This is a genomic window from Pseudorhodoplanes sp. (genome assembly GCF_035565855.1).
In the GTDB taxonomy this organism is placed as follows: Bacteria; Pseudomonadota; Alphaproteobacteria; order Rhizobiales; family Xanthobacteraceae; genus Pseudorhodoplanes.
In genome coordinates, this window is record NZ_DATMRX010000356.1 from 1 (window position 1) to 14,732 (window position 14,732).

15 protein-coding genes are annotated in these 14,732 nt (G+C 63.2%); 14 read left to right on the forward strand and 1 reads right to left on the reverse strand.

All coding sequences use genetic code 11. The features are described 5' to 3' along the window. Positions 1-1,324 (forward strand): DUF1254 domain-containing protein (locus tag VN004_RS20330; RefSeq protein ID WP_325613994.1); only part of this gene is annotated, 1,324 nt, incomplete at its 5' end. 81 nt (positions 1,325-1,405) lie between these two features. On the opposite strand, the gene VN004_RS20335 is transcribed toward VN004_RS20330, so the two are convergent. Continuing rightward, positions 1,406-1,861 carry a cupin domain-containing protein gene (locus VN004_RS20335; protein WP_325613995.1) on the reverse strand — a complete coding sequence of 152 codons (456 nt, stop codon included), beginning with the start codon at positions 1,859-1,861 and terminating at the stop codon, positions 1,406-1,408. A 312-nt stretch (positions 1,862-2,173) separates the two neighbouring features. Between VN004_RS20335 and VN004_RS20340 the strand changes: the two genes are divergently transcribed. From VN004_RS20340 to VN004_RS20400, 13 genes are all read left to right on the forward strand, one after another. Beyond that, positions 2,174-2,539: an NADH-quinone oxidoreductase subunit A gene (locus VN004_RS20340; protein ID WP_325613996.1), complete on the forward strand. Its 366-nt coding sequence runs from the start codon at positions 2,174-2,176 to the stop codon at positions 2,537-2,539. Further along, complete coding sequence (locus VN004_RS20345) at positions 2,530-3,117, forward strand: NADH-quinone oxidoreductase subunit B family protein (protein WP_325613997.1); 588 nt, start codon at positions 2,530-2,532, stop codon at positions 3,115-3,117. The genes VN004_RS20340 and VN004_RS20345 overlap by 10 nt, the downstream gene beginning before the upstream one ends. Before the next feature lie 12 nt (positions 3,118-3,129). Beyond that, positions 3,130-3,735: an NADH-quinone oxidoreductase subunit C gene (locus tag VN004_RS20350; protein WP_325613998.1), complete on the forward strand. Its 606-nt coding sequence runs from the start codon at positions 3,130-3,132 to the stop codon at positions 3,733-3,735. 4 nt (positions 3,736-3,739) lie between these two features. Beyond that, positions 3,740-4,927, forward strand: coding sequence for an NADH-quinone oxidoreductase subunit D (locus VN004_RS20355; RefSeq protein WP_325613999.1), 1,188 nt, complete (start codon positions 3,740-3,742; stop codon positions 4,925-4,927). Positions 4,928-5,060: 133 nt separating this feature from the next. After that, a complete protein-coding gene (gene nuoE, locus VN004_RS20360) occupies positions 5,061-5,675 on the forward strand; it encodes an NADH-quinone oxidoreductase subunit NuoE (RefSeq protein WP_325614000.1) in 615 nt (204 codons plus the stop codon). A 3-nt stretch (positions 5,676-5,678) separates the two neighbouring features. After that, positions 5,679-6,995, forward strand: a complete 1,317-nt coding sequence (gene nuoF, locus VN004_RS20365) for an NADH-quinone oxidoreductase subunit NuoF (protein WP_325614001.1) — start codon at positions 5,679-5,681, stop codon at positions 6,993-6,995. A gap of 5 nt (positions 6,996-7,000) precedes the next feature. Continuing rightward, positions 7,001-9,085 carry an NADH-quinone oxidoreductase subunit NuoG gene (gene nuoG, locus VN004_RS20370; RefSeq protein ID WP_325614002.1) on the forward strand — a complete coding sequence of 695 codons (2,085 nt, stop codon included), beginning with the start codon at positions 7,001-7,003 and terminating at the stop codon, positions 9,083-9,085. A 4-nt stretch (positions 9,086-9,089) separates the two neighbouring features. Then, on the forward strand, positions 9,090-10,124 hold the full coding sequence (gene nuoH / locus VN004_RS20375; protein ID WP_325614003.1) for an NADH-quinone oxidoreductase subunit NuoH: 1,035 nt from the start codon (positions 9,090-9,092) through the stop codon (positions 10,122-10,124). A 4-nt stretch (positions 10,125-10,128) separates the two neighbouring features. Continuing rightward, positions 10,129-10,617, forward strand: a complete 489-nt coding sequence (gene nuoI, locus VN004_RS20380) for an NADH-quinone oxidoreductase subunit NuoI (protein WP_325614004.1) — start codon at positions 10,129-10,131, stop codon at positions 10,615-10,617. 13 nt (positions 10,618-10,630) lie between these two features. Beyond that, entirely contained in the window at positions 10,631-11,245 is a 615-nt protein-coding gene (locus tag VN004_RS20385; protein ID WP_325614005.1) for an NADH-quinone oxidoreductase subunit J, read from the forward strand. Positions 11,246-11,297: 52 nt separating this feature from the next. After that, positions 11,298-11,606 (forward strand): NADH-quinone oxidoreductase subunit NuoK, encoded by a 309-nt coding sequence (gene nuoK, locus VN004_RS20390; protein ID WP_325614006.1) that lies wholly within the window; start codon positions 11,298-11,300, stop codon positions 11,604-11,606. A gap of 6 nt (positions 11,607-11,612) precedes the next feature. Continuing rightward, a complete protein-coding gene (gene nuoL / locus VN004_RS20395; protein ID WP_325614007.1) occupies positions 11,613-13,682 on the forward strand; it encodes an NADH-quinone oxidoreductase subunit L in 2,070 nt (689 codons plus the stop codon). Beyond that, on the forward strand, positions 13,682-14,732 hold a 1,051-nt coding region (locus VN004_RS20400; RefSeq protein ID WP_325614008.1), incomplete at its 3' end, for an NADH-quinone oxidoreductase subunit M. The genes nuoL and VN004_RS20400, both read left to right, overlap by 1 nt.

Sequence of the window (14,732 nt, forward strand, 5' to 3'; positions counted from 1 at the left end):
CCTCTATCTGTACGCCTATCCGATTGTCAGCATGGACACGACCATGCGGCAGGCCACGAATGTGCCGGATGCGACCTCGGTCAATATGCGTGCTCCGATCAATCAGTTTGCTCATGTGCGGTCATATCCGCCGGCTGACGCCAGGGAGGTGGTGCGCGTCAACTTCGATACGCTCTACTCGAGTGCGTGGCTCGATCTGTCGCGCGAACCGATGGTTCTTTCGGTGCCGGACACCGGCGGCCGGTACTATCTCCTTGAGATGCTCGACATGTGGACCGACGTGTTCTCGGTTGTCGGTTCGCGCACCACCGGCACCAAGCCCGGCACTTACGCCATCGTGCCGCCGGGTTGGAATGGGACACTTCCACAAGGCATCGTTAAGATCGCCGCGCCGACATCCATGATCTGGATTATCGGCCGCACACAGACCAATGGGCCCGCCGATTATGCCGCCGTCCATACGGTGCAGGACGGGTACAAGCTGACGCCGCTCGGCGAATGGGGCGGTCGTTATGTGCCGCCGCAGGGCATGGCAACCGACTCTTCTGTCGACAACCGCACGCCGCCTAAGACCCAGGTCAATCAGCTTGACGGCGTTGCAATGCTGACGCGCCTGGCCGATCTGATGACCAAATATCCACCGCACGCCAACGATTATCCCATCCTGTTCCGCATGCGCGCTTTCGGGCTGGAGCCCGGCAGGCCGTTCGATGCGTCGAAACTCGACCCGACGGTGGTCGCGATCATCAACAGCGCCGCCAAGGAGACGCTGGAGGAAATGCCAAACGGAATGGGGCGCATGGGAGCGCACGCCAACGGCTGGAATCTTGCGACCGACAACATTGGCACCTACGGCACGTCCTACTATCGCCGCGCCATCGTCACGCTCGGCGGCCTGGGAGCCAATCTCCCGGAGGACGCGATTTATCCAACGGCCTTCGTCGACGATACCGGCCAACCGCTGACCGGAGCGCACAAGTACGTGCTGCATTTCGCCAAAGGCCAGACGCCACCCGCCAACGCGTTCTGGTCCATCACCATGTACGACCAGGACGGTTTCCAGGTGCCAAACGCGATCAATCGGTTTGCCATCGGCGATCGCGACCCACTTAAACTCAACTCTGATGGTTCGTTCGATATTTACGTGCAGGCGGAATCGCCGGGTGCCGACAAGGAAGCGAATTGGCTTCCCGCGCCCCGGGATTCGTTCCAGCCCACAATGCGGATTTACTCGCCGCGACCCGAAGTGGTGGATGGTCGCTGGGTGCCGCCGCCATTCCGGCGGATGGAGCAGGCGCCGACTGTGGGGCAGGGAGCGAACTGACGGACGGTCGCCCCCGCCCCCCGTGCACGATATGAAAACGCGGCCCTTGAGGCCGCGTTTTTGCCTCCGATGCCGGCTTCCTCACGCCCCCGGAGGCGGGGGCAGGAACATGACCTCGTGCTTGGCCGAGAGCGCGACCACGTCCGGCGGGTTCTGTTCCTTCATGGAATGGATCGCCCAGAACAGGTCATAGAGCCGTCGCGTCGGTGTCACCCAGAAGAAGCATTTCACGGTCTGGTCGGTTTTATTGAAAATGCCATGCGGCTGGTTCATCGGCAGCCGGACGAGATCGCCGGTGGTGGCGACGAACTCCTTGCCGTCCAGCACCAGGTCGAGCCGGCCGTCGAGCATATAGATGAATTCGTCCTGCGTCGGGTGGATATGCGGGGGGACGAAGGTGCCGGGTGGGAAGGTCGCGTGCCAGGAGAACGACTGTTCGTTGAGGGACTTGGGCACGTAGGTCTGCCCCAGGATGTTCCACGAAATGCCATCCAGCCCGGTGTTGGCCTTGGTGATTCCCGCCGTGAGCTCGTGCATCGGACCCGCCCTCCCATGTGCTGGTGGTCGCGGGGTATTCAACCATGTCTGGAGGGGCTTCGAAACGATCCCGAACGGCAAGAGGGGCTCCTTTTGGCGACAGCGTAAACACTGCGCCGGGGATGGGCAACGCAAGCCGGGACAAGGATTTTTCGCGCCTTGCCACCCCTGGTTCACTGCGCTAAGGCTCACCGCGCCTGCTTGGAACGAATCCAGTCCGGTACCGGAATTGAGGGGGCTTGCGACGCCGCGACCGGCGCCGGGGTGATCCGGGATCGGTTTTTTGCGGGTGAGGCGAATGAAGGGTCGCTGATGAGCGCGCTGTTGCAGGATTATTTGCCCCTCGTGGTGTTCATCGCGGTTGCGCTTGCGCTCGGCCTGGCTCTGCTGATCGCCCCCTTCCTGGTGGCCTACAAGCAACCTGATCCCGAAAAGCTCTCGGCCTACGAGTGCGGCTTCAACGCCTTCGACGACGCGCGCATGAAGTTCGATGTGCGTTTCTATCTGGTCGCCATCCTGTTCATCATCTTCGACCTCGAGGTGGCGTTCCTGTTCCCGTGGGCCATCGTGTTCGGCAAGCTCGGCGCCTACGGGTTCTGGTCGATGATGGTTTTCCTTGCCGTCCTGACAATCGGCTTTATCTATGAGTGGAAGAAGGGAGCGCTCGAATGGGATTGAGCGAACCCCAGAACCGGACGACGCTCGTCGCCCCCGCCGCGAAGGGCATCCTCGACCCGAACACCGGCAAGCCGGTTGGGTCCGATGATCCGTTCTTCACCGGGTTGAACAGCCACCTTGCCGACAAGGGGTTCGTTGTCGCGGCGACCGAGGACCTCATCACCTGGGCGCGCACCGGCTCGCTGATGTGGATGACGTTCGGGCTGGCCTGCTGCGCCGTCGAGATGATGCAGATGTCGATGCCGCGCTATGACGCGGAGCGGTTCGGCTTTGCACCGCGGGCCTCGCCCCGGCAGTCCGACGTGATGATCGTGGCCGGCACGCTCACCAATAAGATGGCGCCGGCGTTGCGCAAGGTCTACGACCAGATGCCGGAGCCGCGCTACGTCATTTCAATGGGCTCGTGCGCCAACGGCGGTGGCTATTACCACTATTCCTATTCGGTGGTTCGTGGCTGCGATCGCATCGTGCCAGTCGATATCTACGTGCCGGGCTGCCCGCCGACCGCGGAGGCGCTGCTGTACGGCGTATTACTGCTGCAGAAGAAAATTCGTCGGATCGGGACGATCGAGCGGTAGCGGAACGAGGACATGGACGAGACGCTCGAAAAGCTCGGAGAGACGATCGCCGCCGCGCTGGCGGGTTCCGTTGTCGGTTATTGGGTTGCCCACGGCGAGCTAACGCTCACCGCGACGGCGCGCGATATCGTCAAGGTCGCGACCTTCCTGCGCGATGACGAGCGGTGCCGGTTTGTCAGCTTCATCGACATTACCGCGGTAGACTGGCCGTCGCGCGAGCGGCGTTTCGATGTCGTCTACCACTTGCTGTCGCCGACGCATAACCGCCGCATCCGCGTGAAGATCGAGGCCGGCGAGGAGACGCGGGTGCCTTCGATCATCGGCGTATTTCCCGGCGCCGACTGGTTCGAGCGCGAGACTTACGACCTTTACGGCGTGCTGTTCACCGGCCACCCGGACATGCGCCGGCTTTTGACCGACTACGGGTTCGAGGGGCATCCGCTGCGCAAGGATTTCCCGCTCACCGGATTTGTCGAGGTGCGTTGGGACGACGAGCAGAAGCGCGTGGTCTACGACAAGGTCCGGCTGGCCCAGGAATTCCGCAACTTCGACTTCCTGTCGCCGTGGGAGGGCGCGGGCTACGTGCCGCTGCCCGGCGACGAGAAGGCCAAGGGATAGCCCGATGGCCGAGAACCTCCGCAACTTCACCATCAACTTCGGCCCGCAGCATCCGGCGGCGCACGGCGTGCTGCGCCTGGTGCTCGAACTCGATGGCGAAATCGTCGAGCGCGTCGATCCGCATATCGGCCTGCTTCACCGCGGCACCGAGAAGCTGATCGAGGCCAAGACCTATCTGCAGGCGATCCCGTATTTCGACCGGCTCGACTACGTCGCGCCGATGAACCAGGAGCATGCGTTCTGCCTCGCGGCCGAGAAGCTGCTGCATCTGCAGGTGCCGCGCCGCGCGCAGTTGATCCGCGTGCTCTATTGCGAAATCGGGCGACTCTTGTCGCACCTCCTCAACGTCACCACGCAAGCGATGGATGTCGGCGCGCTGACTCCGCCGTTGTGGGGCTTCGAGGAACGCGAAAAGCTGATGGTATTCTACGAACGCGCCTCCGGTTCGCGGATGCATGCCGCGTTCTTCCGTATCGGCGGCGTGCACCAGGATTTGCCGCCCAAGCTGATCGACGACATCGAGGCGTTTTGCGACCCGTTCCTCAAGGTCTGCGATGACCTCGAGGGGCTGCTCACCGACAACCGCATCTTCAAGCAACGCAACGTCGATATCGGCGTGGTAAGCCTCGCCGACGCCTGGGCCTGGGGCTTCTCCGGCGTGATGGTGCGCGGCTCCGGCGCGGCCTGGGATTTGCGCCGTGCGCAGCCTTACGAATGCTACTCCGAAATGGAGTTCGACATTCCCGTCGGCAAGAACGGTGATTGCTTCGACCGTTATTGCATCCGTATGGAAGAGATGCGGCAGTCGATCCGCATCATGAAGCAGTGTGTTGCTAAGCTGCGCGAGCCGGAGGGGCAGGGGCCGGTCACCGTGCAGGACAACAAGATCGTGCCGCCGCGCCGTGGCGAGATGAAGAAGTCGATGGAGGCCCTGATCCATCACTTCAAGCTCTATACCGAAGGCTTTCATGTGCCCGAGGGAGAGGTTTACGCCGCGGTGGAAGCGCCCAAGGGCGAGTTCGGCGTTTACCTCGTCGCCGACGGCACCAACAAACCGTATAAGTGCAAAATCCGCGCGCCCGGCTTCGCCCATCTGCAGGCGATGGATTTTCTATGCAAGGGCCACATGCTGGCTGACGTGTCGGCGATCCTCGGCTCGCTCGATATCGTGTTCGGGGAGGTCGACCGGTGAGTTGGATGTCACCCTCGGCGTCATTCCGGGACGGCCCGAAGGGCCGGACCCGGAATCCAGACGCTCACGCCGGACTCGTATCTGGATTCCGGGTTCGCGCCCCTGGCGCGCCCCGGAATGACGGAGGCTTGTGATGGCCGTTCGTCGCGTCGCGCCACCCGAATTGCAGCCCAAGGACTTTGCCTTTACGGCCGAGAACGTCGAGTGGGCGAAGAAGCAGATCGCCAAGTATCCGGCGGGCCGCCAGCAGTCGGCGATCATTCCGCTGCTGTGGCGGGCGCAGGAGCAGAACGGCGGCTGGCTTCCTGAAGCCGCGATCCGTCATGTCGCGGATATGCTCGGCATGGCGCATATCCGCGCGCTTGAAGTCGCGACCTTCTACACCATGTTCTTGTTGGAGCCGTGCGGGAAAAAGGCCCATGTACAGGTGTGCGGCACCACGCCCTGCATGCTGCGCGGCGCGCATGACATCCTCGATGTTTGCAAGCGCCGCATCCACGAGCATCCGCACCACGTTTCGGCCGATGGCGATTTCTCGTGGGAGGAGGTCGAGTGCCTCGGCGCCTGCGTCAACGCGCCGATGGTGCTGATCTGGAACGACACCTACGAGGACCTAACGGCCGAAAGCTTCGAGAAGGTGCTGGACGGCTTCGCCAAGGGCGAGCCGCCGAAGCCCGGTCCGCAGATCGACCGTCAGTTGTCCGCGCCGGTCGGCGGGCCCACCACGCTGAAATCGGTAAAGGCCTAAGCGATGCTCGACGACAAGGATCGCATCTTCAAGAACCTTTACGGCCTCGGCGATTGGGGGCTCGAAGGCGCGCGCAAGCGCGGCTCCTGGAGCGGCACCAAGGACATTCTCGACAAGGGTCGTGACGCCATCGTCAACGAGATGAAGGCGTCCGGTCTGCGCGGCCGCGGCGGCGCGGGCTTCCCGACCGGCGTGAAGTGGTCGTTCATGCCCAAGACGGTCGGCGACCGGCCGCACTATCTCGTGGTCAATGCCGACGAGTCCGAGCCCGGCACCTGCAAGGATCGGGAGATCATGCGGCATGACCCGCATCTCTTAATCGAAGGATGCCTGATTGCCGGCCGGGCAATGGATTGCCGCTCGGGCTACATCTATGTGCGCGGCGAGTTCATCCGCGAGCGCGAACGGCTGCAGGCGGCGATCGATCAGGCTTATGAAGCCAGGTTGATCGGCAAGGACAACATCCACGGTTACGATTTCGACCTCTATGTCCACCACGGCGCCGGCGCGTATATCTGCGGCGAGGAAATGGCGCTGTTGGAAAGCCTGGAGGGCAAGAAGGGCCAGCCGCGGCTGAAGCCACCGTTCCCGGCCAACGTCGGCCTCTACGGCTGCCCGACGACGGTCAATAACGTCGAATCGATTTCCGTCGTGCCTGACATCATGCGCCGCGGCGCGGCGTGGTTCGCCGGCATCGGCCGCCCGAACAACACCGGCACCAAACTGTTCTGCATTTCGGGCCACGTCGAGCGGCCATGTACGGTCGAAGAGGCGATGGGCGTACCGCTGCGCGAATTGATCGAGACGCATTGCGGCGGCGTGCGCGGCGGCTGGGATAACCTGCTCGCGGTCATCCCCGGCGGCTCATCGATGCCGCTCGTTCCCGCGCATCAGTGCGGCGACCTGAAGATGGATTTCGACGGGCTTGCCGCCGTTAAATCGGCGCTCGGCACCGCGGCGGTGATCGTGATGGACAAGTCCACCGACATCGTCCGTGCAATGGCGCGCATCTCCTATTTCTACAAACACGAGAGCTGCGGTCAGTGTACGCCATGCCGTGAGGGCATGGGGTGGATGTGGCGCGTTCTCACCCGCATGGCCGATGGCCGCGCGCAGAAGCGCGAGATCGACATGCTGTTCGATGTGACCAAGCAGATCGAAGGCCACACCATTTGTGCTTTTGGCGACGGCGCGGCGTGGCCGGTGCAAGGCTTGCTGCGGCATTTCCGGCCGGAGATCGAGCGGCGCATTGACGAATACACCCGCAACGCGGAACGGCATGACCGGATGCCCGAGCCGCACCGGATCGCGGCGGAGTAGCAACGATGGCCAAGATCGTCATCGACGGCACCGAGGTGGATGTTCCGCCGGAGTTCACGCTGCTGCAGGCGGCGGAGACGGCGGGAGCGGAAATTCCGCGATTCTGCTTCCACGAGCGGCTGTCGATCGCCGGCAATTGCCGTATGTGCCTGGTCGAGTTGAAGGGCGCGCCCAAGCCGGTCGCGAGCTGCGCCTGGGCCGTGAAGGATTGTCGCCCCGGCCCGAACGGGGAGCCGCCGGTCGTCAACACCAAGTCGCCGATGGTGCGCAAGGCGCGCGAAGGCGTGATGGAGTTCCTGCTTATCAACCATCCGCTCGATTGCCCGATCTGCGACCAGGGCGGCGAGTGCGACCTGCAAGATCAGGCGATGGCCTACGGCGTCGACTCCAGCCGCTTCCACGAGAATAAGCGTGCGGTCGAGGACAAGTATATCGGCCCGCTGGTCAAGACCATCATGACCCGCTGCATCCATTGCACGCGATGCATCCGTTTCTCGGCCGAGGTCGCCGGCGTGCCGGAGCTTGGCGCCATCGGTCGCGGCGAGGATATGGAGATTACGACCTATCTCGAGCAGGCGATGACCTCCGAGCTGCAGAGCAACGTGGTCGATCTCTGCCCGGTCGGTGCGCTGACCTCCAAGCCTTATGCGTTTTCCGCGCGGCCGTGGGAACTGTCGAAGACCGAAAGCGTCGATGTGATGGATGCGCTGGGCTCCGCGATCCGCATCGACAGCCGCGGCCGCGAGGTGATGCGAATCCTGCCGCGCGCCAACGACGACGTGAACGAGGAGTGGATTTCCGACAAGACGCGCCATGTCGTGGACGGCTTGCGCACGCAGCGCCTCGACCGGCCCTATGTCCGCGAAGGCGGGCGGCTGGTCCCGGCGTCGTGGCCGCAGGCGTTTGCCGCGATCGCTGCGCGGGTGAAAGCGACGAGGCCGGACCGCATCGGTGCCATCGCCGGTGACCTGGCCGCGGTCGAGGACATGTATGCGCTCAAGGACCTGATGACGCGTCTCGGAGTGAAGAACCTCGACGCTCGCCAGGACGGCGCGGCGCTTGACCCTGAATGGGGTCGCGCCACTTACCTGTTCAATGCCGGCATTGTCGGCATCGAGCGCGCGGACGCGCTGTTGATCCTCGGATCGAATCCGCGCCGTGAGGCGCCTGTGCTCAACGCGCGCATCCGCAAGCGTTGGCGCGCCGGGAAATTCCCGGTGGCGCTGATCGGGGAAAAGGTCGATCTGACGTACCCTTACGATCATCTCGGTGCGGGGCCGCAGACGCTGGCCGACCTGGTGGCAGGTCAGCATAGCTTTGCCGAGGCGCTTAAGGGCGCCGAGCGGCCGATGATTATCGTTGGCATGGGCGCGCTGACGCGGCCCGATGGAGCCGCAGTCGCGGCGCTGGCCGCGAAGGCCGCGATCGAATTGGGCGCGGTCAAGGACGATTGGAACGGCTTCTGCGTGCTGCACACCGCGGCTTCGCGGGTCGGCGCGTTGGAGATCGGCTTTGTGCCGGGCGAGGGCGCACTTGATGCGGCGGCGATGGCGAAGGCCGGCGCGCTCGATGTGCTGTTCCTGCTCGGCGCCGACGAGATCGAGGTGCCGCCTGGTGCGTTCGTCGTCTACATCGGCACTCACGGCGACAACGGTGCGCATCGCGCCGATGTCATCCTGCCTGCGGCGGCCTACCCGGAGAAATCGGGCCTCTACGTCAACACGGAGGGGCGGGTTCAGATGGCGAACCGCGCGACTTTCCCGCCGGGCGATGCGCGGGAGGATTGGGCGATCCTGCGCGCTCTGTCCGACGTGCTTGGCGCCAAGCTGCCGTATGACTCCCTTGCGGCGCTGCGGCAGGCCCTCTTCGCGGAGCGGCCGCAGCTTTCGCGCATCGGCCAGGTCGTGCCGAGTGGCGCGGCCGATATCCGGGCGCTGGCGAAGCTCGGCGGCGCGTTCGACAAGGCGCCGTTCGGCTCGGTGATCGACGATTTCTATCTCACCAACCCGATCGCGCGCGCGTCCGCGGTGATGGCCGAATGCTCGGCCCTTGCCGAACGGCGGCGCTTGGCCATGACGGCGGCGGAGTAGGGCGATGACATTCGCAGAACTCTGGACCGGATATCTTTGGCCGCTCGTCGTGATCGTGGCGCAATCGTTGCTGCTGCTCGTTATCCTGCTGGTTGCCATCGCCTATGTGCTGCTGGCCGACCGCAAGATCTGGGCGGCGGTGCAGATCCGGCGCGGCCCGAACGTGGTTGGGCCGTGGGGCTTGTTCCAGTCCTTTGCCGATCTGCTCAAATTCGTGCTGAAAGAGCCGGTGATCCCGGCCGGTGCCAACAAGGGCGTTTTCCTGCTGGCGCCGCTGGTCACCTGCACACTGGCGCTTGCGGCCTGGGCGGTGATCCCGGTCAGCGCCGGCTGGCTGATCGCCGACATCAACGTCGGCATCCTCTATATCTTCGCGATCTCGTCGCTGATGGTCTACGGCGTCATCATGGCGGGCTGGGCGTCGAACTCGAAGTATCCGTTCCTCGCCGCGCTGCGCTCGGCGGCACAGATGGTGTCTTACGAGGTTTCCATCGGCTTCGTGATCATTACGGTCCTGCTGTGCGCCGGCTCGCTGAACCTCTCCGCCATCGTCAACGCGCAAGACACGCGCCTTGGGCTGTTCGGTTGGTACTGGCTGCCGCTTTTGCCGATGTTCGTAATCTTCTTTGTTTCGGCGCTGGCGGAAACCAACCGTACGCCGTTTGATCTGGTCGAGGCGGAATCCGAGCTGGTCGCGGGCTTCATGGTGGAATACGGCTCGACGCCGTACATGATGTTTATGCTCGGCGAGTACGTCGCTATCGCCACCATGTGCGCGATGGGAACGATCCTGTTCATGGGCGGATGGCTGCCGCCATTCCCCGTGGCGCCGTTTACGTGGGTGCCGGGCGTGATCTGGTTCACGCTCAAGGCGCTGTTCTTCTTCTTCCTGATCGCAATGGCCAAGGCGCTGGTGCCGCGCTATCGCTACGACCAGCTCATGCGGCTCGGCTGGAAGGTGTTCCTTCCGCTCTCGATCGCAATGGTGGTGATCGTGGCAGCGGTGCTGCAGTTTTCCGACTTGGCGCCGAAGGGGTGAGACGATGAGGCTCGACCAGGCGGCGCGATCGGTTTTCCTGAAGGAGTTCGTGACGGGGTTTTTCCTCGGCATGCGCTACTTCTTCAAGCCGAAAGCGACCCTGAACTATCCGTTCGAAAAAGGCTCGATCTCGCCGCGGTTCCGCGGCGAGCACGCGCTGCGCCGGTATCCGAACGGCGAGGAGCGCTGCATCGCCTGCAAACTCTGCGAGGCGATCTGCCCGGCTCAGGCCATCACCATCGAGGCGGGGCCGCGGAGGAACGACGGCACGCGCCGCACCACGCGCTACGACATCGACATGGTGAAATGCATCTATTGCGGGCTGTGCCAGGAGGCGTGTCCGGTCGACGCCATCGTCGAGGGGCCCAATTTCGAATTCGCGACGGAAACCCGCGAGGAGCTTTACTACGACAAGGACAAGCTGCTCGCGAACGGTGATCGCTGGGAGCGCGAGATCGCGAAGAATATCGCGCTCGACGCGCCGTATCGGTGAGGGCTGACCCGCAATGATCCTGCCCGGGCTGTTCTTCTACCTTTTTGCCGGTGTGTGCGTCGCCTCCGCCTTCATGGTGATCGCGAGCCGCAATCCCGTGCACTCGGTGCTGTTCCTGATCATGGCATTCGTCAATGCCGCCGGTCTGTTCGTGATGATGGGCGCGGAATTCCTCGGCATGATCCTGATCGTGGTTTATGTCGGCGCGGTCGCGGTGCTGTTCCTATTCGTTGTCATGATGCTCGACGTTAATTTTGTCGAGTTGCGGCAAGGCTTCCTGCAATACCTGCCTGTCGGGATGCTGATCGGGGTGATTTTCCTCTCCGAACTTTTGCTCGTGGTTGGGGCCTGGGTGATCGGACCGTCGCTGCCGCAGGCGATCTCGGCGCCGATTCCGACCACCATCACTAACACCGAAGCACTCGGCCTCGTGCTTTACACGCGCTACGTCTACTACTTCGAGGCCGCCGGGCTGGTCCTTCTGGTCGCCATGATCGGCGCCATCGTGCTGACGCTTCGCCATAAGGCGAACGTCAAACGCCAGAGCATCGCCGCGCAGAATGCACGGACGAAGGAAACCGCCATCGACATGATCAACGTCCGGCCGGGGCAGGGGATTGAAGCATGATCGCAACAGGCAAGACGCTGGCTTCTATGGCGGGCGCGCCCGGAGGGCGGGCATGACCATCGGGCTTGGGCACTATCTGTCGGTCGGCGCGATCCTGTTCACGCTCGGCATCTTCGGCATCTTCCTGAACCGGAAGAACGTCATCGTCATCCTGATGTCGGTCGAATTGATCCTGCTCGCGGTGAACATCAATTTCGTGGCGTTCTCGAGCTACCTTGGCGATCTCATCGGACAGGTGTTCGCGCTCATCGTTCTGACCGTTGCGGCCGCAGAGGCCGCGATCGGTCTGGCCATCCTTGTCGTCTATTTCCGCAATCGCGGCTCGATTGCGGTCGAAGACATCAACCTGATGAAGGGCTGAGAACGCATGGTTCAGGCAATCGTTCTTCTGCCCCTTCTCGGTGCGATCCTTGCCGGGGCCATTGCACTGGTCGGCGCCCGCGGGCGCTTCCCGGGTGCGGAGCCATCTGACGACCATCATGCGCCGGCGGCAGGGCACGCAGCGCATCATGACGCTCACTACGGCGACCGCGATCATCATCATGACGATCATCACGCCCCTGCGGAGCCCGCCGCGGCGGGGTCGCGTGCTGCCGAGGTCATCACGACATCGCTTCTGGCGATCGCCTGCGTGCTGGCGTGGATCGCGTTCTGGCAGGTCGGCTTCGGCCACCAAGACCAGCGTGTGACGCTGCTGAGCTGGATCATCTCTGGCGATTTGAAGGTGGATTGGGCGATCCGCGTGGACAGCCTGACCGCGGTGATGCTGGTTGTGGTGACGACCGTCTCCGCGCTCGTCCACCTCTATTCGATCGGCTACATGAACGAAGATCCGTACCGCCCACGGTTCTTCGCTTACCTCTCGTTGTTCACCTTCGCGATGCTGGCGCTGGTGACCTCCGACAATCTCGCGCAACTCTTCTTTGGCTGGGAGGGCGTCGGCCTTGCGAGCTACCTCCTGATCGGCTTCTGGTACCAGAAGCCGGAAGCCAACGCCGCGGCCATCAAGGCCTTTGTCGTCAACCGTGTCGGCGACTTCGGCTTCGCGCTCGGCATCTTCGCCGTGTTCATGATGACGTCGTCGATCGACTTCGACACCATCTTCGCGGCTGCGCCCTCGCTCACCGGAAAGACCATCAATTTCTTCGGGTATCAGGCCGATGCGCTGACGTTGATCTGCCTTCTCTTGTTCGTCGGCGCGATGGGCAAGTCCGCGCAGTTGTTCCTGCACACTTGGCTGCCCGATGCGATGGAAGGCCCGACCCCCGTTTCGGCCCTGATCCATGCCGCCACAATGGTCACGGCCGGCGTGTTCATGGTGGCGCGGTTATCTCCGCTGTTCGAGCTTGCGCCTAACGCCGCGGCCTTCGTGACGCTGATCGGAGCTTCGACCGCCTTTTTCGCCGCAACCGTGGGCCTCGTGCAGAACGACATCAAGCGCATCGTCGCTTATTCGACGTGCTCGCAGCTTGGTTACATGTTTGTCGCGATGGGCGTCGGCGCCTATTCGGTCGGTATGTTCCATCTGTTCACCCACGCCTTCTTCAAGGCCTTGCTGTTCCTGGGCTCCGGCTCGGTCATCATGGCGATGCACCACGAGCAGGACATCCGTATGATGGGGGGGCTGAAGGATCGTATCCCGTTTACCTACTGGTGCATGGTGATCGGCACGCTGGCGCTCACCGGCTTCCCGCTCACCGCCGGTTACTTCTCGAAGGATGCCATCATCGAAGCGGCGTTCTCGGGCAAGAATCCGTTCGCCATTTATGCCTTCGCCATGACGGTGATCGCGGCGGCGCTGACGGCATTCTATTCATGGCGCTTGATCTACAAGACCTTCCACGGCGCACCGCACGACCGGCACCACTACGAGGCAGCGCACGAGAGCCCGCTGGTGGTCCTGATCCCGCTCGGCGTGCTGGCGCTCGGCTCGCTCGCGGCAGGCTACGCCTTCAAGGAGTTCTTCGCCGGTCATCACGTAGCGGAGTTCTTCCGCGAGTCGCTGAAGCAGGGCGACATTCTTGAGGTCATGCACAGCCACACGCCGGCCTTGGTGGCTTGGCTGCCGACGGTGATGCTGGCGCTGGGCTGGGGCATTGCGGCTTATATGTACCTGCTCCATCCGGAGATCGCGCCGCGCCTGGCGCGTCAGCACGAGGCGCTGTACCGCTTCCTGCTCAACAAGTGGTATTTCGACGAATTCTATGACTTGGTTTTCGTCCGACCTGCGATGTGGCTTGGCCGCTTGTTCTGGAAGGGGGGCGACGGCCGCGTGATCGACGGCTTGGGCCCCGATGGTGTTACCGCGCGGGTGCTTGACGTGACGCGGGGCGCGATGCGCCTGCAGAGCGGTTATCTCTATCATTACGCCTTCGCGATGCTGATCGGTGCGGCGGCCTTCATCACCTGGTTCATGTTCTCCGGTGGAGCCCACTGATGGCGAGCTGGCCGGTTCTTTCCGTCACCGTCTTCCTGCCGATCGTCGGCGCGCTGTTCATCGCGCTGCTGCGCAACGATGAATCCGGCGCGCGCAATGCGCGCTGGGTCGCGTTGTGGACCACGCTCATCACCTTCGCGGTGTCGTTGGTCCTTATTTGGGGTTTCGATTCCGGTTCGTCGGAGTTCCAGTTCGTCGAGAAACGCCCGTGGCTTGGCGGCTTCGGCACCTATCACCTCGGCGTGGACGGCATTTCGCTGCCGCTCGTCATCCTGACCACCGCGATTATGCCGATCTGCATCGGCGCGAGCTGGCGCTCGGTCCGTACGATGGTGCGCGAATACATGATCGCGTTCCTGGTGCTGGAAACGCTGATGGTCGGCACGTTCTGCGCGCTCGACCTGGTGCTGTTCTATCTGTTCTTCGAGGGCGGCTTGATCCCGATGTTCCTCATCATCGGCATCTGGGGCGGACCGCGTCGGGTCTATGCCACCTTCAAGTTCTTCCTCTATACGCTCGCAGGCTCCGTGCTGATGCTCCTCGCCATCATGGCGATGTATTGGGAATCCGGCACCACCGATATCGCGGTGCTGCTGCACCATGCGTTCCCGCGCGACATGCAGCCGTGGCTTTGGATCGCGTTTTTTGCCTCGTTCGCGGTGAAGCTGCCGATGTGGCCGGTCCACACTTGGTTGCCCGATGCCCACGTCGAGGCGCCGACCGCGGGCTCTGTCGTGCTGGCGGCGATCCTGCTTAAGCTCGGCGGCTACGGTTTCCTGCGTTTCTCGCTGCCGATGTTCCCGCTGGCGTCGCAGGACTTCACGCCGTTCATGTTCACGCTGTCGGTGATCGCGATCGTCTACACCTCGCTGGTCGCGATGGTGCAAGACGACATGAAGAAACTGATCGCCTATTCGTCGGTCGCGCATATGGGCTTTGTGACGCTCGGCATTTTCGCCGCGACGTCGCAGGGCGTGGCCGGCGGCGTGTTCCAGATGGTGTCGCACGGCGTTGTGTCGGCGGCGCTGTTCCTGTGCGTCGGCGTGGTCT